The sequence below is a fragment of the Nocardioides piscis genome (genome assembly GCF_011300215.1).
Classification (GTDB): Bacteria; Actinomycetota; Actinomycetes; order Propionibacteriales; family Nocardioidaceae; genus Nocardioides; species Nocardioides piscis.
This window is the reverse complement of the sequence record NZ_CP049866.1, coordinates 2,647,584-2,669,343: the sequence shown is the minus strand read 5'-3', so window position 1 is coordinate 2,669,343 and position 21,760 is coordinate 2,647,584. Positions and strand designations below refer to the sequence as shown.

The 21,760-nt window shown below is 70.6% G+C and carries 23 protein-coding genes and 2 pseudogenes; 10 read left to right on the top strand and 15 right to left on the bottom strand.

The window, feature by feature from the left end:
• Positions 1-4 precede the first annotated feature (4 nt).
• From dapA to G7071_RS13110, 4 genes are all read right to left on the bottom strand, one after another.
• Positions 5-895, bottom strand: a complete 891-nt coding sequence (gene dapA / locus G7071_RS13125; protein ID WP_166319478.1) for a 4-hydroxy-tetrahydrodipicolinate synthase — start codon at positions 893-895, stop codon at positions 5-7.
• Positions 896-917: 22 nt separating this feature from the next.
• Positions 918-1,859: a hypothetical protein gene (locus G7071_RS13120; protein ID WP_166319476.1), complete on the bottom strand. Its 942-nt coding sequence runs from the start codon at positions 1,857-1,859 to the stop codon at positions 918-920.
• A 116-nt stretch (positions 1,860-1,975) separates the two neighbouring features.
• On the bottom strand, positions 1,976-2,374 hold the full coding sequence (locus tag G7071_RS13115) for an NUDIX hydrolase (RefSeq protein WP_206062807.1): 399 nt from the start codon (positions 2,372-2,374) through the stop codon (positions 1,976-1,978).
• On the bottom strand, positions 2,371-3,597 hold the full coding sequence (locus tag G7071_RS13110; RefSeq protein WP_246209993.1) for a dipeptidase: 1,227 nt from the start codon (positions 3,595-3,597) through the stop codon (positions 2,371-2,373). The genes G7071_RS13115 and G7071_RS13110 overlap by 4 nt, the downstream gene beginning before the upstream one ends.
• 229 nt (positions 3,598-3,826) lie before the next feature.
• On the opposite strand from G7071_RS13110, the gene G7071_RS13105 reads away from it, so the two are divergent.
• Complete coding sequence (locus G7071_RS13105) at positions 3,827-5,224, top strand: HNH endonuclease signature motif containing protein (RefSeq protein ID WP_166319474.1); 1,398 nt, start codon at positions 3,827-3,829, stop codon at positions 5,222-5,224.
• Here the strand turns inward: G7071_RS13105 and G7071_RS13100 are convergent.
• The 7 genes and pseudogenes from G7071_RS13100 to G7071_RS19860 form a co-directional block, all read right to left on the bottom strand.
• On the bottom strand, positions 5,175-5,636 hold the full coding sequence (locus tag G7071_RS13100; RefSeq protein WP_166319472.1) for a GntR family transcriptional regulator: 462 nt from the start codon (positions 5,634-5,636) through the stop codon (positions 5,175-5,177). The genes G7071_RS13105 and G7071_RS13100 overlap by 50 nt on opposite strands.
• A gap of 5 nt (positions 5,637-5,641) precedes the next feature.
• A complete protein-coding gene (locus G7071_RS13095; protein ID WP_166319470.1) occupies positions 5,642-6,133 on the bottom strand; it encodes a dihydrofolate reductase in 492 nt (163 codons plus the stop codon).
• 1 nt (position 6,134) lies between these two features.
• Entirely contained in the window at positions 6,135-6,944 is an 810-nt protein-coding gene (locus G7071_RS13090) for a thymidylate synthase (protein WP_166319468.1), read from the bottom strand.
• Between the two features lie 26 nt (positions 6,945-6,970).
• The gene (locus G7071_RS13085) at positions 6,971-7,798 is read right to left on the bottom strand and encodes a PhzF family phenazine biosynthesis protein (protein WP_166319466.1); all 828 of its coding nucleotides are present in this window, start codon (positions 7,796-7,798) and stop codon (positions 6,971-6,973) included.
• Positions 7,798-8,049 carry a hypothetical protein gene (locus tag G7071_RS13080; RefSeq protein WP_166319464.1) on the bottom strand — a complete coding sequence of 84 codons (252 nt, stop codon included), beginning with the start codon at positions 8,047-8,049 and terminating at the stop codon, positions 7,798-7,800. The genes G7071_RS13085 and G7071_RS13080 overlap by 1 nt, the downstream gene beginning before the upstream one ends.
• Positions 8,049-8,255 carry a glycine cleavage T C-terminal barrel domain-containing protein gene (locus G7071_RS19865; protein ID WP_343043569.1) on the bottom strand — a complete coding sequence of 69 codons (207 nt, stop codon included), beginning with the start codon at positions 8,253-8,255 and terminating at the stop codon, positions 8,049-8,051. Before G7071_RS19865 ends, G7071_RS13080 begins: the two co-directional genes overlap by 1 nt.
• Positions 8,256-8,420: 165 nt before the next feature.
• A pseudogene (locus G7071_RS19860) lies at positions 8,421-9,085 on the bottom strand (aminomethyltransferase family protein); the annotation flags it as partial.
• Between the two features lie 128 nt (positions 9,086-9,213).
• On the opposite strand from G7071_RS19860, the gene G7071_RS13070 reads away from it, so the two are divergent.
• Entirely contained in the window at positions 9,214-10,749 is a 1,536-nt protein-coding gene (locus G7071_RS13070; RefSeq protein ID WP_246209992.1) for a leucyl aminopeptidase, read from the top strand.
• 5 nt (positions 10,750-10,754) lie between these two features.
• On the opposite strand, the gene G7071_RS13065 is transcribed toward G7071_RS13070, so the two are convergent.
• Positions 10,755-11,114, bottom strand: a complete 360-nt coding sequence (locus G7071_RS13065) for a hypothetical protein (protein WP_246209991.1) — start codon at positions 11,112-11,114, stop codon at positions 10,755-10,757.
• 112 nt (positions 11,115-11,226) lie between these two features.
• Between G7071_RS13065 and lpdA the strand changes: the two genes are divergently transcribed.
• The 3 genes and pseudogenes from lpdA (at position 11,227) to G7071_RS13050 (ending at position 15,476) form a co-directional block, all read left to right on the top strand.
• Positions 11,227-12,603 (top strand): dihydrolipoyl dehydrogenase, encoded by a 1,377-nt coding sequence (gene lpdA / locus G7071_RS13060; protein WP_166319462.1) that lies wholly within the window; start codon positions 11,227-11,229, stop codon positions 12,601-12,603.
• A 44-nt stretch (positions 12,604-12,647) separates the two neighbouring features.
• Positions 12,648-14,500, top strand: a pseudogene (sucB, locus tag G7071_RS13055) (2-oxoglutarate dehydrogenase, E2 component, dihydrolipoamide succinyltransferase).
• Positions 14,501-14,585: 85 nt separating this feature from the next.
• Entirely contained in the window at positions 14,586-15,476 is an 891-nt protein-coding gene (locus G7071_RS13050) for a TIGR01777 family oxidoreductase (protein WP_166319460.1), read from the top strand.
• Here the strand turns inward: G7071_RS13050 and G7071_RS13045 are convergent.
• Complete coding sequence (locus G7071_RS13045) at positions 15,422-15,976, bottom strand: hypothetical protein (RefSeq protein WP_166319458.1); 555 nt, start codon at positions 15,974-15,976, stop codon at positions 15,422-15,424. The two genes, G7071_RS13050 and G7071_RS13045, sit on opposite strands and share 55 nt — an antisense overlap.
• Before the next feature lie 64 nt (positions 15,977-16,040).
• On the opposite strand from G7071_RS13045, the gene lipB reads away from it, so the two are divergent.
• From lipB to G7071_RS13020, 5 genes are all read left to right on the top strand, one after another.
• Complete coding sequence (lipB, locus tag G7071_RS13040) at positions 16,041-16,763, top strand: lipoyl(octanoyl) transferase LipB (RefSeq protein WP_166319456.1); 723 nt, start codon at positions 16,041-16,043, stop codon at positions 16,761-16,763.
• 89 nt (positions 16,764-16,852) lie between these two features.
• Positions 16,853-17,794, top strand: coding sequence for an ABC transporter ATP-binding protein (locus tag G7071_RS13035; protein ID WP_166319454.1), 942 nt, complete (start codon positions 16,853-16,855; stop codon positions 17,792-17,794).
• The gene (locus G7071_RS13030) at positions 17,791-18,774 is read left to right on the top strand and encodes a hypothetical protein (protein ID WP_166319452.1); all 984 of its coding nucleotides are present in this window, start codon (positions 17,791-17,793) and stop codon (positions 18,772-18,774) included. Before G7071_RS13035 ends, G7071_RS13030 begins: the two co-directional genes overlap by 4 nt.
• A 33-nt stretch (positions 18,775-18,807) precedes the next feature.
• Positions 18,808-19,785: a lipoyl synthase gene (lipA, locus tag G7071_RS13025; protein ID WP_166319450.1), complete on the top strand. Its 978-nt coding sequence runs from the start codon at positions 18,808-18,810 to the stop codon at positions 19,783-19,785.
• A 42-nt stretch (positions 19,786-19,827) separates the two neighbouring features.
• Positions 19,828-20,535, top strand: coding sequence for a DUF4191 domain-containing protein (locus G7071_RS13020; protein WP_166319448.1), 708 nt, complete (start codon positions 19,828-19,830; stop codon positions 20,533-20,535).
• On the opposite strand, the gene G7071_RS13015 is transcribed toward G7071_RS13020, so the two are convergent.
• Positions 20,532-20,915, bottom strand: a complete 384-nt coding sequence (locus tag G7071_RS13015; protein ID WP_166319446.1) for an RDD family protein — start codon at positions 20,913-20,915, stop codon at positions 20,532-20,534. The genes G7071_RS13020 and G7071_RS13015 overlap by 4 nt on opposite strands.
• A 9-nt stretch (positions 20,916-20,924) precedes the next feature.
• Complete coding sequence (locus tag G7071_RS13010) at positions 20,925-21,671, bottom strand: SCO4651 family lipoprotein (protein ID WP_166319444.1); 747 nt, start codon at positions 21,669-21,671, stop codon at positions 20,925-20,927.
• Positions 21,672-21,760: the final 89 nt, after the last annotated feature.

Sequence of the window (21,760 nt, the reverse complement as noted above, 5' to 3'; positions counted from 1 at the left end):
CTCCTCAGATCAGGCCAGATGCGGCGAGTCCGGCGCGCAGCGCGGCCACCTCGTCGTCATCGAGCGGAACGAGCGGACCTCGCACGTTCCGGTTGTCGAGCACGCCGAGCAGCTCGAGGGCTGCCTTGGCGGTTGTTGCTCCATAGTTGGCGACGCCCATGACGGCGTCGAAGGCCGGCACCAGCCGGGTGTGGACCTGCAGTGCGGTCGCGGTGTCGCCGGCGACGTACGCCTCGATCATCGCCTTCAGCTCCTTGCCTGCAGCGTGACCGACGACGCTGACCAGCCCGTCGGCGCCATAGGCGAGGTAGCCGAGGGTCGCGGCGTCGTCACCGCAGTAGACGGAGTAGCCGAGCTGGTTGAGGAACACGGTCTGGTCGGGACGGCCGGTGGCCTCCTTGACGCTGGTGACCGTGGGGATCTCGCTGGCCCGCTGATAGGTCTCGCGTGCGATCGCGAGCCCGGTGCGGCCGGGCACGTCGTAGAGCATGACGGGCAGGTCGGTGGCCTGCGCCACGCTGCTGAAGTGGTGGAGCACGCCGGCAGGGCTCGGCTTGTTGTAGTAGGGCGTCACCAGCAGCAGCGCGTCGACGCCGATCCTGGCCGCCTGCTCGGCCAGCTCGACCGAGTGGGCCGTCGCGTTGGTGCCGACACCCGCGATCACGCGAGCGTGCCCACCCACTGCGTCGACGACGGCGCGCAGGATGTCTGCGTCCTCGGCCACGGTGGTGGTGGGCGACTCGCCGGTCGTCCCGCTGACGACCACGCCGTCGTTGCCGTTCTCGACGAGGTGGGCCGCGATCTTGGCCGTTGCGTCGAGGTCGACCGAGCCGTCGTCGTCGAAGGCGGTCGCCATCGCGGTCAGCAGGCGGCCGAACGGTGCTGCAGAAGTCATGAGGGTCAGGCTATCGCCACCCTCACTGGAAGGAGACGAACCGTACCCCGCTGAGCCTGCGCACCGCCCGCGGTCGCATCCGTGGCTGGTCCTCGTCGAGGAAGATCTTGAAGCCCATCGTGAACTTCCGCGGTCGGGCCACGTTGGCGTACGTCGCCAGCTTGTCGGCGGGCGAGCCGAAGCCGTCGACGTGCTGGACGATGGCCAGCCCGTCGCGCTGCCGCACCTTGCCGATGTCGGGGATCATGCCGCGCTGGAACTGGTGGAGCACGAGGAGCTTCTCCGGCAGCCCACCGGACCGGGTCAGGCGCGACAGCCAGCCGGCCGTGCGGTTGATCTCGCGCGCACTCACCGATCCGTAGACCTGCCCGGGCACCTCGTCGGGACCGACCCGCCACTCGGGGTCGAGCGCCAGGCCGACCCACGGGTCCTCGAGCGCCCACTGCCACCGCTTGGCCGTCTCGAGGAAGTCGGTCCGTCCGGGCTGGAGGTCGAGGAGGAGCAGCGCACCGTTGCGGTGGGCCGCGTCGATGTAGGACTGCACGTGGCTGTGCAGGATGTCGTGGCTGTGGTCGCCTGCCGCGTCGGGATTCTCGCTGCCGTCGGCGACGGTGACGATGAGCTCATAGACGGGCATCAGCCTCTCGCCGCGACGCAGCATCGGCCTGCCGGACCTCACGATCCGCTTGAAGGCCCGGTCGGCCGACGTCTCCCCCAGGACACCGAGGCTGCTGGTCCCTGCAGTGCCGTAGTAGGCGGTGAGGAAGCGCCGCTTGCCGAAGATCCTCTTGCCGCCACCGGGCAGGCTCTTGTGCGCATGGGCGGGCTGCTCGACGTCGCTGACCCGCTGACCTGTGTGGTCGGTGTGGTCCGCGGTCGATGACGGCGAGACCACCACGAGCAACAGGCAGGCCAGCGCCTGGGTGATCAGTGCAGCGCCGAGCCTGTGAGTCCCCCGATTCATGGGCCGAACATACTGGACCCCATGGCGTACGACGAGCGACTGGCCGAGCGTCTCCACGACCTGCAGGTCTGGGTCGACCGCAGCGTCACCTTCGTGCGGTCCCTGCCGCCCCGGGGCTAGGGAGCCCGCAGCAGCCTGAGGGCGTCGTGCTCGAGCATCGGGGCCAGGTCGTCGTAGTCCCCTGCTGCCGCACGCTCCATGTCGGTCCAGCGCACCTCGGCGATCTCGCCGGCCGCGACGGGGTCGGCGTCCGCCATACCGACGAAGACCGTGGAGTGGAGCTCGTGGCCCGGTTCGTTGGCGGCCTCGGAGACGAACTCACCGAGCAGCTCGAGGTCGACGACGTCGATCCCGACTTCTTCCCTGGTCTCGCGCAACGCGGCGTCCAGTGGCGTCTCGCCGGGCTCGAGCTTGCCGCCGACGAGCATGAACCTGCTCGTGCCCTCCTTGCGGACCGTCAGGACGCAGCCGTCGCGGACGATGGCCACGGCCGCGACGACGATGGGGGCTGTCACTGGGGCAGCACCTCGCGCAGCACCCGCAGCGTGTTGCCGCCCATGATGGCTGCGATGTCACGGTCGCTGTGTCCGCGAGCCCTCAGCTCCTCGGTGATCACCGCGATCTGGCTGGTGTCCCAGGCGACCGTGGTCGCGCCGTCGAAGTCGCTGCCCAGGGCCGCGGTCTCGATGCCGCCGACCTCGATGACGTGCTCGAGCGCGTCCACGACCGCAGCAGGCGTGGTCTCGCAGATGGCCGCGTCCCAGTAGCCGATCCCGACCACGCCACCGGTCGCGGCGACGCCCTCGATCTGCTCGTCGCTGAGGTTGCGATTGACCTCGCAGGTGGCCTGGACCCCGCCGTGGCTGGCGACCACCGGGCGGGTCGCCGCGTCCAGGATCTCCGCCACCGCCGGCTCGCTGGCGTGCGCGATGTCGACGACGATGCCCAGTCGCTCCATCTCGGCCAGCACCTCGCGGCCTGTCTGGGTCAGGCCGTCCTTCTCGATCCCGTGCATCGACCCGGAGACCTCGTTGTCGAAGAAGTGGGTGAATCCCGCCATCCGCGTCCCCGCGTCGAAGAGCGCCTGGAGGTTGTCGGGGTCGCCCTCCAGGTTGTGCAGGCCCTCGACGGAGAAGAGCGCGCCGGTGACCTGCTCCCCCGCCTCGCGGGCCTCGACCAGCTCATCCAGGTCGCTCTTCGTCCGCACCAGCAGGAGGGCGCCGTCGGACCTCTCGGCGGCCTTCTCGAGCTTCTCCGCGTGATAGAGCGACCGCTCCAGCAGCGAGGTCCACGTCCGGGGCGGCTGCAGCTGGGCGAAGGTGAGCAGCGTGATGTTGTCGGTCTCGTCGCTGTTGGCGTCGTAGTTCTGCTGCTTCGGCGACTTGGACACCGACGAGAACACCTGCAGCGCCACGTTGCCCTCCTCCAGCCGCGGCAGGTCCATGTGGCCGCGGTCGGCGCGCTCGAGCAGGTCGCGGTCCCACATCAGGGTGTCGGAGTGCATGTCGATGATGGTCAGCTCGTCGTGGAGGGCCTGGGTCTCGTCGGAGACGGCAGGCAGGTCGCCCGCGACGACCTGGTTCATCCCCTTCTCGACGATGCCGGGCGCCAGGGAGAAGAACGCGACCAGGCCGACGACCAGGAGGAGGACCAGCGCGATCGCCGTACGGCGCAGCCAGCGGCGCTTGCCGCGCCTGGTGATCGTGGCGGACTCGGTCGAGGATGCGGGGGTGCTCACGGCTGGAGCATAGGTGTCTCCAGCCTTGGTCGTGCCCACCGGCGCTCACTGTGCCGGAGCCCCGGGGTGGAGGGAGATGTGTTCCGGAACCTTGCCCTCGTAGTCACCGGTCGAGATGGCGGCACCCGGTTCGAATCTCCGCTGTGCCGGCTTCGCTCGGTTGTCCCTCTGTTCCACCGGTCCTGGCCGCTTGCCCGTCACTGTCAGTGGTCCCTGATCCAATGGATCAATGACCAGCACCGCGACTCACCCCTCCAGCACCCGGAACTCCCGGTCCGTGCTGGACCGGGCAGTCGCGGCGCGATCTGCCAGGCGCCGCGCCGAGGCGGCCGAGCTGACCGCGGCCCTCGACTGGGCCCACGCCCACCCAGCCGTGTCGACGGGCCACGCTGCCTCCTGGACCGGGTCGCCGACGGCACTGTGGGGCGAGCGCACGATCTCGCTCGCCGGAGTGGGCGCTCCGCTGGTGGCGGAGTTCGCCCCGGTCGAATACGCCGGCGCCGTCGGCATCTCCCATGAGGCCGCCAACGCGCTCATCGGCGACGCCCTCGACCTGGCGCACCGCCTCCCCCGCCTCTGGGCGCTGGTGCACGAGCTCCGGGTGCCTGCCTCCCTCGCCAGGTTGGCTGCCCAGGAGTCCCGCGACCTCGACGTCGATGCGGCCGCTCATGCGGATCGGCTGCTGGCATGGCAGCCGACCCGCCTCAATCCACACCGGATCGGTGTCCTGGTCCAAGAAGCCCGGCTCTACGCCGATCCCGACCGCGCCCATGCCGACCACGACTCCGCTCTTGCGAGCCGTCGGGTCGATGTGCAGCACGATGCCGGCGCGCCCAGCACCAGCCAGGTGCACATGACGCTCGACACCGCCGACGCGGAGGCTTTCGACGACACCGTGTCCGCCATGGCGGCCACGTTGGGGGCGCTCGGCGACCCGCAGGACCTCGACGTGCGTCGCGCCCGCTCGGTCGGGATCCTGGCCGATCCGCAGCGGGCGCTAGACCTGCTTGCGGTTGTTGATCGCGAGACTGGAGCCCTGGACGACGGTGAGACGAGCCCAGCCGCGGAGGACGCCGGGTTCACCCCGTCCTCCCCGTATCGCCGAGCGCCCGCGCACGCCAGCGGATCGCCGAGTCTGGTGCTCCACGTCACCGCGTCCGACCTGCTCGACCCCCTGCGACCTGGACAAGGCGGGGTGGCGACCAGTCGCCTCGGGCCGGTGCTCCTGGAGCGGCTGGCCCGATGGCTCGTCGGTGCGCACGTGACCGTCAGGCCGGTCCTGGACGCCTCGCTCATAGCCCCCGTCGACCGGCACGACCCGCCGTCGGCCATGGCCGAGGCGGCGCGTCTCCGCGACGAGACATGCGTCTTCCCCCACTGCAACCGACCGTCGATCGCCTGCGACCTCGACCACATCGAGCCCTACGTCCCGCCCGACGAGGGCGGACCTCCCGGACAGACCTCGCTCGAAGCCCTGGCACCGCTGTGTCGCCGCCATCACCGCGCCAAGACGCATGCCGACTTCAGCTATCGCCGGCTCCGAGACGGTTCCTACCGCTGGACGTTGCCCGGTGGCTTCATTGTCCAGACTGACCCACCCCACCGACGACCCCAGCCGCCCCGCTGAGCCCGACACCCATGGTGCTCGGGCCTTCGGCGCGCCTGGACCTGGTCCCGAGGACCTCAAGCCCCAGCGCGCGCCGGACGTGCTCCAGCGCCTCGTCGTCAGCCAGCCCGAGGTCGCGGACCGAGCGCACGTATGCCGACGCCGCCTCCCGGGCCGCCCGCTCCACGCCGCGTCCGGCGACGAACGTCCCGGCGCGGCCTCGGGTCTCCACGACACCAGCGATCTCGAGCTCACGGTAGGCACGGGCAACCGTGTTGGTGGCGAGCCCGAGACTCGTGGCCAGAGCGCGCACGGGCGGCAGCCGGAACCCCGGCTCGAGGGCACCGCTGTCGACGAGGTCGGCGACCTGGGACCGCACCTGCTCGAAGGGGTGCGTCGGCGAGTTGTCGTCGATGTCGAGGGTCAGCGCCATGGTGTTCACGCTGCCGGCGGCAGCCGCTCCCACCACACCCAGTCGAGTCCGAGGTCGGGGCGCGACTCGCGCCGGGTCTCCACCCACTCGTCCGGGGAGAACCACGGATAGACGGCGTCACCGTTCGGGGAGGCGTGGACCTCGGTGAGGACCTGGTGGGTGGCGATCGGCAGCGCCAGCTCGTAGACCTGCCCCCCACCGACGACGAACACCTCGCCGGTGCAGGACTCGGCGACCGACAGGGCGTCCTCGAGCGAGTGCGCGACCAGGGCGCCCGGGGCCGACCAGTCGTGGTCGCGGGTCAGGACGATCGTGGTGCGCCCCGGCAGCGGGCGACCGATGGAGTCCCAGGTCGCTCGCCCCATGACGAGCACCCCGCCCATGGTCACCGCCTTGAAGTGGGCGAAGTCCTCACTGATGTGCCACGGGATCGAGCCCGCGTCGCCGATGACCCGGTTGTCGGCATACGCGGCGACGAGGGTGACGGGGCGGGGCACCTCAGACGGCAACGGGGGCCTTGATGCCGGGGTGGGGGTCGTAGCCCTCGAGGTCGATGTCGTCGAGGTCGAATCCGTCGATCTCGGTGACGGCGGGGTTGAGCACCAGCCGCGGCAGCGGTCGAGGGTCGCGGGTCAGCTGGAGCCGCGCCTGCTCGACGTGGTTGGAGTAGAGGTGGGCGTCCCCGATCGTGTGGACGAAGTCGCCGACCTCGAGCCCGGTGACCTGGGCGACCATGTGGGTCAGCAGGGCGTAGGAGGCAATGTTGAACGGCACGCCGAGGAAGACGTCACCGGAGCGCTGGTAGAGCTGGCACGACAGTCGACCCGGGCCGTCCTGCGAGGGCGCGACATAGAACTGGATGAGCGTGTGGCACGGCGGCAGCGCCATGTCGGCGATGTCGGCGACGTTCCACGCGGAGACGATGTGACGACGGCTGTCGGGATCGTCCTTGATCTGCGAGATCACCTGCGCGACCTGGTCGACGTGACGCCCGTCGGGCGTGGGCCACGAGCGCCACTGGTGGCCGTAGACCGGGCCGAGGTCGCCGTTCTCGTCGGCCCACTCGTCCCAGATCGAGATGCCCCGGTCCTTGAGCCACTTGATGTTGGTGTCACCGCGCAGGAACCACAGCAGCTCGCCGAAGACCGACCGGGTGTGGATCTTCTTCGTCGTCACCAGCGGGAACCCCTGCGAGAGGTCGAAGCGCATCTGGTGGCCGAAGACGCTGTAGGTGCCGGTGCCGGTGCGGTCGGACTTCTCGACGCCCTCGTCGAGGAGACGCTGCAGGAGGTCGAGGTAGGCGCGCACGTGACGGACTCTAGTCGGGCAGCGTCTCAGCCGAGATCGACACGACCGCTGACCGTGGTCCGGGTGGCCCCGCCGACCCAGATCACGTCGCCGTCCTGCTCGACGTGGACCCGGCCCGAGCGGCCGAGGACCGTGCCCTGGGCTGCCACGTAGGACGACGGCAGGGTGCCGTTGCCGATCAACCACTGCGCGATCCCCGCGTTGAGGGAGCCCGTGACCGGGTCCTCGGGGACGGCCAGCTCGGGAGCGAAGCCCCTGACCTCGACGGCCGTCTCGGAGCCGGGCGGGCGGAGCCCCACGACCCCCAGGTCGAGGTCGTGCATCGCGCTGAAGTCGGGCTGCAGCGCCAGGACGGCGTCGGCGTCGCGCAGCTGGGCGGCGACCCACCCCGGGCCGTTGTCCACCCACTCCGCGGCGACGATGTCGCCCACGTCGATCCGCAGCGCCCGCGCGATCGCCTCCCGCGTCGAGTCGTCCGCCGGACCGCTGCGGAGCAGCGGAGGCGCCGCGAAGGCCAGCACGTCACCACGCCGTACGGCGACGAGACCAGCCCCGCACTCCTGGACCACGTGGTCCCCGCGGGGGGCTCCCCCCGCCTCCAGCCAGGCGTGCGCCGACCCCAGCGTGGGGTGCCCGGCGAACGGCAGCTCACCGCCCGGGGTGAAGATGCGCAGCCGGTAGTCGGCGTCGGGTCGCGTCGGGGCGAGCAGGAAGGTCGTCTCGCTCAGGTTGGTCCAGCGGGCGAAGGACGCCATCTGCTCGGAGCTCAGGTCGTCGGCGTCGTGGACGACGGCGACCGGGTTGCCGCCCAGCGGTGAGCTGGCGAAGACGTCGACCTGGCTGAAGTCGTGCATCAGGCGTGCAGCGACATCGGCCCGTAGACCTCGCGCTCGTGCTCGAACAGGGTCACCGCGGCGACGCCCACCTCGACCATGTCGGCCCAGATCTCCCCGACCCACGACTCCGCATCGGCCTGGGAGGCGAAGCGCTCGGAGGCGAACCCCTCGGGCGCGACCTCGTTGCCGGAGGCGTCCTCCAGCCGCCACCACCACGGTCGGTCGGCGGCAGTGGGCTGACGGAACGTCGGCGGCTGGTCGGGCAGCATCACGCCTCCCGGACGGACGTGTCGACGAACGGCGGCTTGACCAGCTGGAAGATCTCGCGCCTGCCGCGCACGTCGACGCCGACCTCTGCCTCCGGGTTGACCATCGACGGCACGAGCGCCAACCCGATGCCCTTCTTCAGCGTCGGGGAGAAGGTGCCGGAGGTGATGTCGCACAGGGGGACGTCCTGGGTGAGGGTGACCCCCATCCCCGGGCGCGGGATCCCACGACCGGTGGCGAGCAGGCCGCGCAGCCTGCGCTTCGGTCCGGCCTCCTTGACGGCCAGGAGCGCCTCACGTCCCCAGAAGGCCTCCTTCTTCCAACCCACCGCCCAGCTCAGGCCGGCCTCCACCGGGTTGACGTCGAGGGTGATGTCCTGCCCGTGGAGGGGATAGCCCATCTCGGTCCGCAGGGTGTCGCGCGACCCCAGACCGCAGGCCAGCATCCCGAACTCCTCGCCGGCCGCCATCAGTGCGTCCCACAGCGGGCCGGCGATGTCGTTGCGGGCGATCAGCTCATAGCCCCGCTCACCGGTGTAGCCGGTGCGGCACACGACGATCCCGGTGTCGGGTCCCACCAGCTCGGGCAGCTGGGCCTCGACGAAGGACATGTAGTCGTGGCCGGTCGGCAGCCCGACTCGCTCGAGGACCTCGTCGGACTTCGACCCCTGGACGGCGAGCACGGCGTAGTCGTCGTGGTGGTCGACGATCGAGACACCGTCGGGGCCTCGGCCTGCAGTCGGCGTACGACCTCGGCGGTGTTGGCCGCGTTGGGCACGAGCAGGACGTGCTCGTCGTCCTGGTAGTAGGCGATGAGGTCGTCGACGATGCCGCCGGTCTCCGCGTCGCAGCACAGGGTGTACTGCGCCTTGCCGGGCTGGATCTTGGCCAGGTCGTTGGACAGCGTCGCGTTGACGAAGGCGGCAGCGCCGGGGCCGCTGACCATGGCCTTGCCGAGGTGGCTGACGTCGAAGACGCCCACCGACTCCCGCACGCAGGTGTGCTCCTTGACCACGCCGGCGGGATATTCGAGCGGCATCGACCACCCGCCGAACTCGGCGAACTTCGCACCGAGCGCGACGTGTCGCTGGTGCAACGGGGACTGCTTGAGGGTCGCGTCGGCCATGTCCCGAAACCTACCCCAGCGACCGTGGAGGAGAATCGCCGGTGGACAGCGCCTATGGTGCCGGGGTGACGACGACGTACACCCTCCGCAACGCCAGCCCCGCCAAGACCAGGGCGGAGGCGGTCGTCGTGGGAGTCAGCTCGACCCCCACCGGGCCGGTCGTCTGCGAGGCAGGCAGCGACGTCGCCGCGGCCTGGGGCCGCAAGTGGCTGCCGATGCTGTCCTCGCTCGGCTTCACCGGCAAGCCCGGCGAGTCGGTGCGCATCCCCACGGCCTCGACGATCAACGCGCCGCTGCTGGTGCTGGTGGGGCTCGGGCCTGTCGACGAGACCGACGAGACCGCCGTACGCCGAGCCGCTGGTGTCGCGGCCCGAAGCGTGCCCAACGCCGTGTCGGTCGCGATCGCCCTGCCCGCCGACACCCCGCAACTCGTCGACGCGGTGACCCAGGGCCACCTGCTGGGCGGCTACACGTTCACCCGGCACAAGTCGGCCGCGCCCAGCGACACCTCGGCACTGGACGTGGTGGTGCTCTCCCCCATCGCCCGCAAGACCGACGCCACCGAGGCCTTCGAGCGCGCCCAGGTCGTCGCGGCCGCGGTGCGCCAGACCCGCGAGTGGGTCAACGAACCGCCCGGCCACCTGACTCCCGCCGCGTTCGCCGAGGCCGTGACCGCGGCCCACAAGGACGTGACCAAGGGTCGCGGCGCACCCAAGGTGGCGCTGGAGATCTGGGACCACGATGAGCTGACGTCCCGTGGCCTCGGGGGCACCCTGGCGGTCGGCAACGGCTCGGACGCCAAGCCTCGCCTGGCCCGCCTCGCCTATTCCCCCAAGGGCGCCCGGACCCACCTCGCCCTGGTCGGCAAGGGCATCACCTTCGACTCCGGTGGTCTCTCGATCAAGCCCGCCGGCTCGATGACCGGGATGAAGGCTGACATGGCCGGCGCCGCGTGCGTGGTCACCGCGACCCTGGCCATCGCCCGTCTCGGCCTGCCGATCAAGGTGACCGCCTGGGCGCCGATGGCCGAGAACATGGTCTCGGGGTCCGCGTTCCGCCCGAGCGACGTCGTGACGATGTATGGCGGCAAGACCGTCGAGGTCACCAACACCGATGCCGAGGGCAGGATGCTGCTCGGGGACGCCCTGGTGCTCGCGGTCGAGGAGAAGCCCGACCTGGTCGTCGACATCGCGACCCTGACCGGGCACATGATGCTCGCGCTGGGCGACCGAGTCGGTGCCGTCATGGGCTCAGCTGACATCGTCGACGCGGTGCTGGCAGCCGGCACCAGGGCCGGGGAGCAGCACTGGCCGATGCCGATCCCCGAGGAGATGAAGGAGCGCGTCGGCGCCTCGAAGATCGCCGACCTCCTCCAGCACGACGGGGTCAGGTGGGGCGGCGGCCTGATGGCGGCCGCGTTCCTGCGGGAGTTCACCGACGGCCTGCCGTGGGCCCACCTCGACATCGCCGGCAAGGAGCTCAACTCGGGCGGCCCCTACGGTCATGTCCCGACCGGCGCCACCGGCTTCGGGGTCACCACGCTCGTCGAGCTGGCCCGCACGCTCGCGGAGGGCTGAACCCGTCAGGCCCCGCCGGCCTTCTTGCGCCGGTTGTAGTCACGCATCCGCTGCGGGATGCCGACCACGGCAGCGTCGTAGGACGGCACCTGGTGCTTGTTGGCGAAGTTGTGGGCCCACTGCACGCTCGGAACCCGACGGCGGGTCCACTCGCCGTCGTGGGCCACGAGCAGCAGCGTCACGTCGCTCACTGCGGTGCGCGGCTCGACGAACCCCTCGACGCCGCGCCGGCCGGTGACGAAGTCGGTCAGGTGGGCCACGTCGTGACCGTCTGCGGCGCGCACGCTCGTGGAGCCGGTGCGCAGGCCGTCGCGCAGCGGGCGACTCGTGCGGCCGGAGCGGCGGAATCGGTCAAGCAGTCCCATGCCGACATTGTGCCCGCACGCTGGGAAGGACCGTCGGCAACCCGGTGTGGACAGGCGCACATAGAGTGCAAGGATGAGCAAGCGTCACATCTGACTATGCGGAAGGCAGCACGTGAGCGAGGGCGAATTCGACGTACTCATCCTGGGGGCTGGATCGGGCGGTTATGCCTGTGCCCTGAGAGCGGCCCAGCTGGGCCTGACGGTCGGCCTGGTCGAGAAGGGGAAGCTCGGCGGCACCTGCCTGCACGTCGGCTGCATCCCCACCAAGGCGCTGCTGCACGCGGCCGAGGTTGCTGACTCCGCGCGCGACGCCTCGAAGTTCGGCGTCACCGCCACCTTGGACGGCATCGACATGGCCGGCGTCAACTCCTACAAGGACGGCGTCGTCTCGCGTCTCTTCAAAGGCCTCACCGGGCTGGTCAAGTCGCGCGGCATCACCGTCATCGAGGGTGAGGGGCGCCTGACCGGCCCGCGGACGGTGTCGGTGGGCGACGCGACATACAGCGGCAAGCACGTGGTCCTCGCGTCCGGCTCCTATGCCAAGACCCTGCCCGGCCTCGACATCGACGGTGAGCGGGTGATCACCTCCGAGCACGCCCTCACCCTCGACCGGGTGCCCGAGTCGGTGATCGTGCTGGGCGGCGGTGTGATCGGGTGCGAGTTCGCCAGCGTCTGGGCCAGCTTCGGCGCCAAGGTCACGATCCTCGAGGCGCTCCCGCGCCTCGTGGCGGTCGAGGACGAGGCGTCCTCCAAGGCGCTCGAGCGAGCCTTCCGCAAGCGCAAGATCGACTTCCGCACCAACACGTCCTTCCAGAGCGTCGAGCACACCGAGTCCGGGGTGGCGGTGACCGTGGAGGGAGGCGACGTGATCGAGGCCGAGCTGATGCTGGTCGCGGTCGGCCGCGGCCCCTCGACCGACGGGCTGGGCTATGAGGAGCAGGGCGTCGCGATGGAGCGCGGGTTCGTGCTCGCAGACGAGCACTGCCGCACCAACGTCGAGGGAGTCTTCGCCGTCGGTGACATCGTCCCCGGACTGCAGCTCGCCCACCGTGGGTTCCAGCAGGGCATCCTGGTGGCCGAGGAGATCGCCGGGCTCGACCCCCGGCCGATCGACGAGGCGGGCATCCCGCGTGTCACCTACTCCCACCCCGAGATCGCCTCGGTGGGACTCGACGAGGCGGCCGCGCGTGAGCAGTACGGCGATGACGTCACCACGCTCACCTATGACCTCGGTGGCAACGGCAAGAGCCAGATCCTCCAGACCCAGGGCTTCGTCAAGCTCGTCGCCCTCAAGGACGGGCCGGTGCTGGGCGTCCACATGGTCGGCGACCGCGTCGGTGAGCTGATCGGCGAGGCCCAGCTGATCTATGGCTGGGAGGCCCACGCCGACGACGTCGCGCCGCTGGTCCACGCCCACCCGACCCAGAACGAAGCCCTCGGTGAGGCGCACCTCGCTCTCGCCGGCAAGCCGCTCCACGCACACTCCTGAACCAGACACGACCGCACCCGACCACAGCGAGCGAAGGAATCCTCATGGCCTCCGAAGTCACCCTCCCCGCCCTCGGCGAATCCGTCACCGAGGGGACCGTCACCCGCTGGCTCAAGCAGGTCGGCGACGACGTCGCTGTCGACGAGCCGCTGCTCGAGGTCTCCACCGACAAGGTGGACACCGAGATCCCCTCCCCCGTGGCCGGCAAGCTGCTCGAGATCAAGGCCAACGAGGACGACACCGTCGAGGTCGGCGCCGTGCTGGCCATCGTGGGTGACGAGGGCGAGGGTGGTGGCGAGGCGACCGAGACCGCGGAGCCCGAGGCCGAGCCCAAGGACGAGCAGGAGTCGGAGAAGAAGACCGAGCAGGAGGAGGAGATCGCCGAGGAGACCGGCGAGCTCCCCGCCGGCGACGAGACGCCCGAGGCGGAGAAGCAGGATGCGCCGGCCGAGGAATCCAAGCCGGCCGCTGAGGAGAAGCCCGCCGGGGGTGGCGGCGGCACGTCGGTCACCCTGCCTGCGCTCGGCGAGTCGGTGACCGAGGGCACGGTCACCCGTTGGCTGAAGAAGGTCGGCGACGACGTCGCCGTCGACGAGCCGCTGCTCGAGGTCTCCACCGACAAGGTCGACACCGAAATCCCTTCGCCTGTGGCCGGGACGCTGCTGGAGATCAAGGCCGAGGAGGACGAAACCGTCGAGGTCGGCGCCGAGCTGGCTGTCATCGGCTCCGGCGAGGCTGCTCCCGCCGCCGAGGAGAAGCCCGCCGAGCCCGCCGCCGAGGAGAAGCCCGCGGAGGAGAAGCCGGCCGAGCCCGCCGCCGAGGAGAAGCCGGCCGAGCCCGCCGCGGAGGAGAAGCCCGCCGAGCCCGCCGCCGAGGAAGCACCCGCCGCTGAGCCGCAGCAGCAGGAGAAGGCCGAGGAAGCCCCCGAGCAGGAGACGACTGCCGCCGACGACCAGAGCTCCTACGTCACCCCGCTAGTCCGCAAGCTGGCCAACCAGCACGGTGTCGACCTCGCCGCCGTCACGGGCAGCGGTGTGGGCGGCCGGATCCGCAAGCAGGACGTCCTCGACGCGGCAGCCCAGGCCAAGTCCGCCAGCCAGCCGGCGCCGGCAGCCCAGCCTGCCGCACCGGCAGCCGCCGCCGCGAGCAGCAGTCCCAAGCCGGCCGCCAGCTCCACGTCGGCCTCGCTCCGCGGGACCACCGAGGACCTGTCGCGACTGCGCAAGATCATCGCCGAGCGCATGGTCGGCTCCCTGCAGACCACCGCACAGCTCACGCAGGTGATGGAGATCGACGTCACCACCATCGCGCGCCTGCGCGAGTCGGTGAAGGCGGACTTCCTGGCGCGCGAGGGGGTCAAGCTGACCTACCTCCCGTTCTTCGCCAAGGCCGCCATCGACACCCTCAAGGAGCACCCGAAGCTCAACGCGGCGATCGACACCGACGCCGGCAAGGTGACCTACTACGACCGCGAGAACATCGCGTTCGCCGTCGACACCCCGAAGGGCCTGCTGACCCCGGTCGTCAAGGACGCCGGTGACCTCTCGATCGCCGGCCTGGCGAAGAAGATCGCCGACATCGCCGAGCGCACCCGGAGCAACAAGATCGGTCCCGACGAGCTCTCCGGGGGACGTTCACCATCACCAACCTCGGCAGCTTCGGGGCCTTGTTCGACACTCCGATCATCAACACCCCGCAGGTGGCGATCCTCGGGCCCGGGGCCGTCGTGAAGCGGCCGGTCGTGATCGACGACCCCAACCTCGGCGAGACGATCGCCGTGCGCCACATGGTCCACTTCTCGCTGACCTACGACCACCGCCTGGTCGACGGCGCCGACGCCGGCCGGTTCCTGTCGGCGGTCAAGACGCGCCTCGAGAGCGGCCAGTTCGAGGTCTGAGCCACGACCACGCACGACCAGACGCGGACCCCGGTCGCCCACGGCGACCGGGGTCCGCGTTTTGTCGATGTGGTGAGGTGGAGCCATGCGCGTCGTCATCGCCGGAGCATCCGGGTTCCTCGGCACCCACCTGACCGAGCACCTGCGCGTCGGGGGGCACGAGGTCACCCACCTGGTCCGTCGACCCGCCCAGACCAGGCACCAGTCCCAGTGGGACCCCTATGCCGACCAGGTCGACCAGGACCTCATCGACCGCGCCGACGTCGTGGTCAACCTGGCCGGCGCCAACATCGCCGGCAACCCACACTCGCGCAAGCAGGCGGACGCCGTTCTCGAGAGCCGGCTCGCCACCACCGACGTCCTGGCCCGGGCCGTGGCGCGGGCCGAGCGAGCGCCCGCGTTCCTCGCAGGCAACGGCATCAGCTGGTATGGCGACCACGGCGCCCAGGAGCTGACCGAGACCAGCACCAGCCAGGGTGACGCCTTCCTGACGCAGGTCGCCCGGGAGTGGCAGGCAGCGGCCGCTCCGGCGATCGAGGCCGGCACCCGTGTGTGCGTGCTGCGCACGGCACCCGTGCTCGACCGTGCGTCCTCCCCGCTCAAGGAGCTCAGGCAGCTCTTCCGGCTGGGGCTCGGGGCGCGGCTGGGAGACGGGCAGCAGTACTTCCCGATCATCTCGCTGCGCGACTGGGTGGGTGCGGTGTCCTACCTCGCCGAGTCGCGTGACGTCTCGGGCGAGTTCAACCTCTGCTGCCCGCAGACGCCGACGAACGCCGAGTTCACCCGCGCGCTCGCCGAGGCCGTCCACCGCCCTGCCTTGCTCGTCGCACCGTCGTCGGTGCTCAAGGTCGCCGCGGGCCGGATGGCGCCCGAGCTGCTCGGCTCGCTCAACGCCCGCCCGGCGGCGTTGGAGCGCGCCGGCTATGACTTCCAGGACGTCGACGTCCGCGAGGTGCTGGCGGCGGCGCTGTCCTGATCGCGCACCCTCACCATCAGCCAGGCGCCGTCGATCCGTCTGAGGGTCAGGGTGCGGACGCTGGCGCGGTCGCGTGGCAGCGACGGGCGCGACGCGGCGCCCCGGACGACGCCCCCGGCGACCCGGTCGGTCACCCTTAGCCTCAGCTCGTCGTTTGACTGCTCCAGCACCTCGAGCGCCAGCACCTGGGTGGTCAGACCCTCGACGCGCAGTCCGCGATCGGCATATGCCCCGAGCATGCGGACGTCGACCCGGCCGGTGCGTGAGCCGTCGGCATACAGGTCGCCGAGCGCCTCGGCGTCGCCGGCCGCCCAGGCAGCCGAGCGCCGCGCATCCCAGTCGGCCAGCACGGCCCGCGGGTCGGTCCCGGCGGCTGCCGGCGGACCGGTCGTCGACGTCTGGGCCGAGTCGCGCTGCGAGACCAGGAAGAGGGCGGTGGTGGCCACGACGGCGCACACCGTCACGGCCAGGAGGTAGGGCACCAACCGTCGCGGATCCACTCCCCCACCGTGCCCCAGTTCCGCACGACCCGTCGGGGCTCATCCACAGGCGTAGGCTCAGGACATGCAGTTCGAGATCGCCGGTCTGGGCCGGGACGCCGTCGACTACCTCGCCGCATGGGACCTCCAGCGGTCGGTCCACGGAGAGGTCGTGGCGGGCACTCGCAGCGGCACGGTGCTGCTGCTCGAGCACCCCCCGGTCTTCACCGCCGGCAAGCGCACCGACCCGCACGAGCGTCCGCTCGACCCGGGAGGTGCGCCGGTGATCGACGTCGACCGCGGCGGCAAGATCACCTTCCACGGTCCGGGCCAGCTGGTGGGCTACCCCATCGTGGCCCTGCCCGACCACGTCAAGGTGGTCGACTACGTGCGTCGCGTCGAGGAGGCGCTGATCGCCGTGTGCGCCGGGTTCGGCGTCACGACCGCCCGGGTGCCGGGGCGCAGCGGCGTGTGGCTGCAGGCCGACGAACGGGGCCCCGAGCGCAAGATCGCCGCCCTGGGGATCCGGGTCAGCCGGGGCGTGACCATGCACGGCTTCGCGCTCAACTGCGACGTCGACCTGGGGTGGTACGACCGCTTTGTCCCGTGCGGCATCGCTGACGCGGGCGTCACCTCGCTCAGCCGTGAGCTCGGCCGCGACGTGCCCGTCGCGGAGGTCCTCCCGGTGGTCCAGGAGCACCTGACGACCTATCTCGCCTGGGAGCCCTACATTCCGACCCCCGACTACGAGCCGCGCCCGGAGCCGGGGCGCGTGCCCCGGATCGAGCTCCTGACGCCCGGTCGCTGAACCCGGCGAGCCGCGGGCGCAGTCGCTTCGCGGCTCTGCCAGAGTCCTCCCTCGGGGGCGTCACCGCGACGCCGGGGGAAGGAACGATCGTGACAGCCACGACCACAGCCGACCTGGTCATCGAGACCAAGGGGCTGCGCAAGGAGTTCAAGAGCCGACAAGGGACTCGGGTCGCTGTCGACGACCTCGACCTGGCGGTCCCGCGCGGTGGCGTGCACGGCTTCCTGGGGCCGAACGGGTCGGGCAAGACCACGACGATCCGGATGCTGCTGGGACTTGCCCGCGCCACCAGCGGCGAGATGTCGCTCTTCGACCAGCGGGTCCCGCAATGCTTGTCGGAGGTGATGGGCCGCGTCGGCGCGGTCGTGGAGATGCCGAAGTTCCTGCCCAACTTCAGCGGCCGGCAGAACCTCACGATCCTTGCGCGCACGATCGGCGCTCCCGCCGACCGCGTCGCCGCAGCGGTCGAGACCGTCGGTCTCACCGGACGCGACGGCGATCGCTTCAAGTCCTACTCGCTCGGCATGAAGCAGCGGCTGGCCATCGCCGCCACCCTGCTCAAGGACCCGGCGCTGCTGATCCTCGACGAGCCCACCAACGGGCTCGACCCGGCCGGGATCCGGGAGATCCGCGAGACGATCCGCGCCCTCGGCGAGTCGGGCGTGACGGTGCTGCTGAGCTCCCACATCCTCGCCGAGGTGCAGCAGGTCTGCGACAGCGCGACCATCATCGGCAACGGCCGGATGCTCGCCTCCGGTCGGGTGGAGGACCTCCTCGCGACCTCCGGGACGACCTACTTGGTGCGGGTGGCCGACGCTGCGGCTGCGGTGCCCGTCCTCGAGCGTGGCGGCTTCAGCGCCACGCTGGACGGCGAGATCCTCCGGGTCGAGGGCAGCAGCCCACCCACGGAGATCTCCCGGCTGCTGGCCGAGGAGCAGATCTGGCTCAGTGAGCTGACCCCGTCCCGGCAGGACCTCGAGTCGTTCTTCCTCGAGCTCACGACCGACCAGACCCTCGGAGGGGAACGATGATCCGGCTGTTGGGCGTCGAGCTCACCCGACTGCGGTGGCGCCGAGCGGTCGTCTCACTGCTGGTCGCTGCGTTCGCGATGCCGCTCATCGTCCTGGCCATCACCCTGTGGGACAGCCGACCTGTCAGTGCCGACGAGCTGGCGCAGGCCGAGAGACTGGCCGCCGAGCAACGCAACGACCCGCTGTTCGAGCGCGACCTGGAGCAGTGCCGCAAGGACCCGGGCTCGTGGGGTGCGGCGACAGCCGATGACTGCGAGGCACTCATGGAGCCGCAGGCAGAGTGGTTCCTGACCCGCCAGCCGCTGGAGATCGGGCCGGTGCTGCGCGACCAGGGGACCGCCATCGGGGTCGTGGGGATGATGCTCGTGCTGCTGGCCGGGGCGACCTTCGTCGGCGCCGACTGGGCCTCGGGCTCGATGAGCAACCAGCTGCTGTTCGAGCCTCGGCGCCTCCGGGTGTGGCTCGCCAAGGCCGGGGCGCTCGCCGTGGCGGGCGCTGTCACCGCTGCGATCGCGCAGGGCGTGTTCTGGCTGGGCATCTGGCTGGCCGCCCGCAGCTGGGACATCGAGGCCTCCGCCCAGACGTGGGACCGCGTCGACGGGGTGGTCCTGCGCTCGGTCGCGCTCGTGGTGGGGGCTGGGGTCCTGGGCTTCGCCCTCACGACGCTCTTCCGCAGCACGGTCGCCACGCTCGGCATCCTCTTCGCGGTGTCGGTCGGCGGGATGATCGTCCTCGGCGCGTTGGGACTCGACGCACGATGGTCGCCGATCACCAACCTCGAGGCCTGGATCCAGGACGGCGCCGAATACTTCAGCGACGGCGAGGTGATGTGCACCCGCGATGAATCCGGCAACGAGACGTGCGAGGGCGGAGGTGTCCAGACGCTCACCTGGTGGGAGTCCGCACGCTTCCTGGGCACGATCCTCGCGGGTTCGGTGACGCTCTCGATCGCGTCCTTCGTGCGGCGCGACGTCCCGTGAACGGGCGGCTTGTCCCGCGCGTAGAGTGACTGCGTGACAGCCTCCGCCCCACACGAACCGACGACCCCGGACCCGACCGCACAAGGTCGCAAGCTCCTGCGTCTGGAGATCCGCAACGCCGAGACGCCGATCGAGCGCAAGCCCGCCTGGATCAAGACCCGCGCCCGGATGGGCCCGGAATACACGGCGCTGCAGAACCTGGTGAAGTCCGAGGGTCTGCACACCGTGTGCCAGGAGGCGGCCTGTCCCAACATCTTCGAGTGCTGGGAGGACCGTGAGGCGACGTTCCTCATCGGTGGTGACCAGTGCACGCGGCGCTGCGACTTCTGCCAGATCGACACCGGCAAGCCGCAGCCCCTCGATCGCGACGAGCCGCGCCGGGTCGCAGAGTCGGTGCAGAAGATGGAGCTGCGCTACGCCACCATCACCGGCGTCGCGCGCGACGACCTTCCCGACGGGGGCGCCTGGCTGTATGCCGAGACGGTCCGAGCGATCCACGAGCTCAACCCCGAGACCGGCGTGGAGAACCTCATCCCCGACTTCAACGGCCAGCCCGACCTGCTGCGCGAGGTCTTCGAGTCACGTCCCGAGGTGCTGGCCCACAACGTCGAGACCGTGCCGCGGATCTTCAAGCGGATCCGTCCGGCGTTCCGCTACGACCGCTCCCTCGACGTCATCACCCAGGCCCGCGACTTCGGTCTCGTCACCAAGTCCAACCTCATCCTCGGCATGGGCGAGACCCGCGAGGAGGTCAGCCAGGCGCTCCGCGACCTCCACGCGGCGGGTTGTGAGCTGATCACGATCACCCAATACCTCCGGCCCTCGGTGCGCCACCACCCCGTCGAGCGCTGGGTCAAGCCCGAGGAGTTCATCGAGCTCAAGGACGAGGCCGACGAGATCGGCTTCTCGGGAGTGATGTCCGGACCGCTGGTTCGTTCGTCCTACCGTGCCGGCCGGTTGTACCGTCAGGCCATCGAGAGCAGGGCCGCCAGCTCCGGCGTCCCTGCCTGACCTCCCCTCCACGACGAAGCACGACGCAGCAAAGGGCCCCACATGTCATCCCCCGCCACCCCGCCCACCAAGCGGCGCCAGCAGCTCATCCAGACCTACCGGATGGCCAAGGAGTCCGACCGACGCATCGGCCTCTACACCCTGGGCGCCTTCCTGCTGGGCGCCGCACTCGGCTTCGCGATCCTGTTCTTCGTGATCCCCGGCGACGGGACCCTGTCGCTGGTGCTCTCGATCGTCTCCGCCCTGCTGTTCGGCGTCCTGGCCGCCCTCATCATCTTCGGCCGGCGCGCCCAGCGGGCCGCGTTCGGCCAGATGGAGGGCAAGACCGGCGCCGCCGCCTCCGCGCTGCAGATGCTCAGGCGCGGCTGGAAGACCGACCCGGTCGTCGGCTTCAACCGTCAGCAGGACATCGTGCACCGCGTGGTCGGCCCGCCCGGCATCGTGCTCGTCGGTGAAGGCAACCACAACCGGGTCAAGACGCTGCTCGCCACCGAGCGTCGCAAGCACGAGCGGGTGCTGCCCGAGACGCCGATCCACGAGGTCATCTGCGGCAACGGCGAGGGCGAGGTCCCCCTCCCCAAGCTGGTGCGCCACGTGACCAAGCTCGGCCGCAACGTCAAGCCGGCAGAGCTGACCGACATCCGCAACCGGATCAAGGCCATCGACGCCCAGCGCGGCACCATCCCGATGCCCAAGGGCCCCGTGCCGACGTCGATGAAGGGCATGCGCAGCCAGCAGCGCGGCCGCTAGGCCCGCAGATCGGCCAGCCGGACCGTCTGCGTCTTCACGGCCATGTCGTGGAGGCCGCGCCCGTCGGGGCGGAACACCAGCGGCGGGATCACGAGCGCGATCAGGATGCTGCGCAGCAGCGCCGGGAACAGCTCGATCGGGCGGCCCACGCCGTCGACGCGCACGACCCGCAGCCGGGTGACGAGCTTGCCGAACGAGCCACCCAGCAGGGCGGTGAAGAAGGCCGATTCGAGGATGAAGAGGCCGGTCGCATAGAAGCCTGACAGCGGGTCGTCGCTCCACTGCTCGGGACCGAGGACGAAGACCACCACCAAGGTGCACGCCGCCCAGTCCACGACCAGCGCCCCGAACCGACGGGCCCAGGAGGCGGTCTCGATCACCGGCGCAGCCTATTCGACCGGTGTGGCCCGCGGCGGCACGGCCACCTCGACCGGGGTCCCCCACCGGCTGTAGCCCACCTGGGCCGACTGCTCCGGGTTGTCCGGGACCTCGTAGGCCAACCGCACGGGGAGCGAGTCGGCGTCGACGTACAGGTCCATCTCGATGGTGTCGGGCAGGTCCATCTGCCGATAGATGGACCCCTCCGGCAAGGACTTGAACCAGTCGCGGGTGTCGACGGTCAGCACGTGGTGGTCGGTCTCCACCCCGTCGATCGTCTCCGTGCCTGCGGACTCGGTGCCGGTGACGGCGTCCGCGAGCGCTTGGTTGTCCTCGACGACGTCGATGTCGAGCAGCGGCGGCACGATGCCGGCGTCGAAGCCGCCCTCACCGCTCAGCCTGGGGTCGTCCACGGCGACGTAGGTCCACTGGTTGCCGACGAGCTCGCCACCGACGTACACCCGGTCATCGACCAGGCGCACGTCGATCCGCTGCGTGGGGTCCCCGCCCGTGACGGCGCGGAAGGAGCGATCGGCTCCCAGGGTCGTGTTGATGGTGATGTCGTCGGGCGTCTGCTTGGTGCCCAGGGTCAGGCGTACGGCGGTCTGGTCGGCGATCGCCTCGTTCATCTGCGTGACCACGCCGGCTCCGCCGCTGTCGTCGCCCGCGTCGTCGCTGCAGGCGCTCAGGGCGGCCAGGAGGGTCGCGGTCAGCGCGGTGACAAGCATCCGCCGTCCCGAGGGAGCTGTTCTGGGCATGTCGGGAACCGTATCCCGCGGTCCGGAACGGGCTGACCGGCCGGGTCGGAGGATCGTTAACACGCTCGTAATACGAGGGCACGAGTTCG

Coding starts and splice junctions, on each gene's coding strand:
- dapA (WP_166319478.1), bottom strand. CDS start 895: ATGACTTCTGCAGCACCGTTCGGCCGCCTGCTGACCGCGATGGCGACC.
- G7071_RS13120 (WP_166319476.1), bottom strand. CDS start 1,859: ATGAATCGGGGGACTCACAGGCTCGGCGCTGCACTGATCACCCAGGCG.
- G7071_RS13105 (WP_166319474.1), top strand. CDS start 3,827: ATGACCAGCACCGCGACTCACCCCTCCAGCACCCGGAACTCCCGGTCC.
- G7071_RS13100 (WP_166319472.1), bottom strand. CDS start 5,636: ATGGCGCTGACCCTCGACATCGACGACAACTCGCCGACGCACCCCTTC.
- G7071_RS13085 (WP_166319466.1), bottom strand. CDS start 7,798: ATGCACGACTTCAGCCAGGTCGACGTCTTCGCCAGCTCACCGCTGGGC.
- G7071_RS13080 (WP_166319464.1), bottom strand. CDS start 8,049: ATGCTGCCCGACCAGCCGCCGACGTTCCGTCAGCCCACTGCCGCCGAC.
- G7071_RS19865 (WP_343043569.1), bottom strand. CDS start 8,255: ATGGGGGTCACCCTCACCCAGGACGTCCCCCTGTGCGACATCACCTCC.
- G7071_RS13065 (WP_246209991.1), bottom strand. CDS start 11,114: ATGGGACTGCTTGACCGATTCCGCCGCTCCGGCCGCACGAGTCGCCCG.
- G7071_RS13050 (WP_166319460.1), top strand. CDS start 14,586: ATGCGCGTCGTCATCGCCGGAGCATCCGGGTTCCTCGGCACCCACCTG.
- lipB (WP_166319456.1), top strand. CDS start 16,041: ATGCAGTTCGAGATCGCCGGTCTGGGCCGGGACGCCGTCGACTACCTC.
- G7071_RS13030 (WP_166319452.1), top strand. CDS start 17,791: ATGATCCGGCTGTTGGGCGTCGAGCTCACCCGACTGCGGTGGCGCCGA.
- G7071_RS13020 (WP_166319448.1), top strand. CDS start 19,828: ATGTCATCCCCCGCCACCCCGCCCACCAAGCGGCGCCAGCAGCTCATC.
- G7071_RS13010 (WP_166319444.1), bottom strand. CDS start 21,671: ATGCCCAGAACAGCTCCCTCGGGACGGCGGATGCTTGTCACCGCGCTG.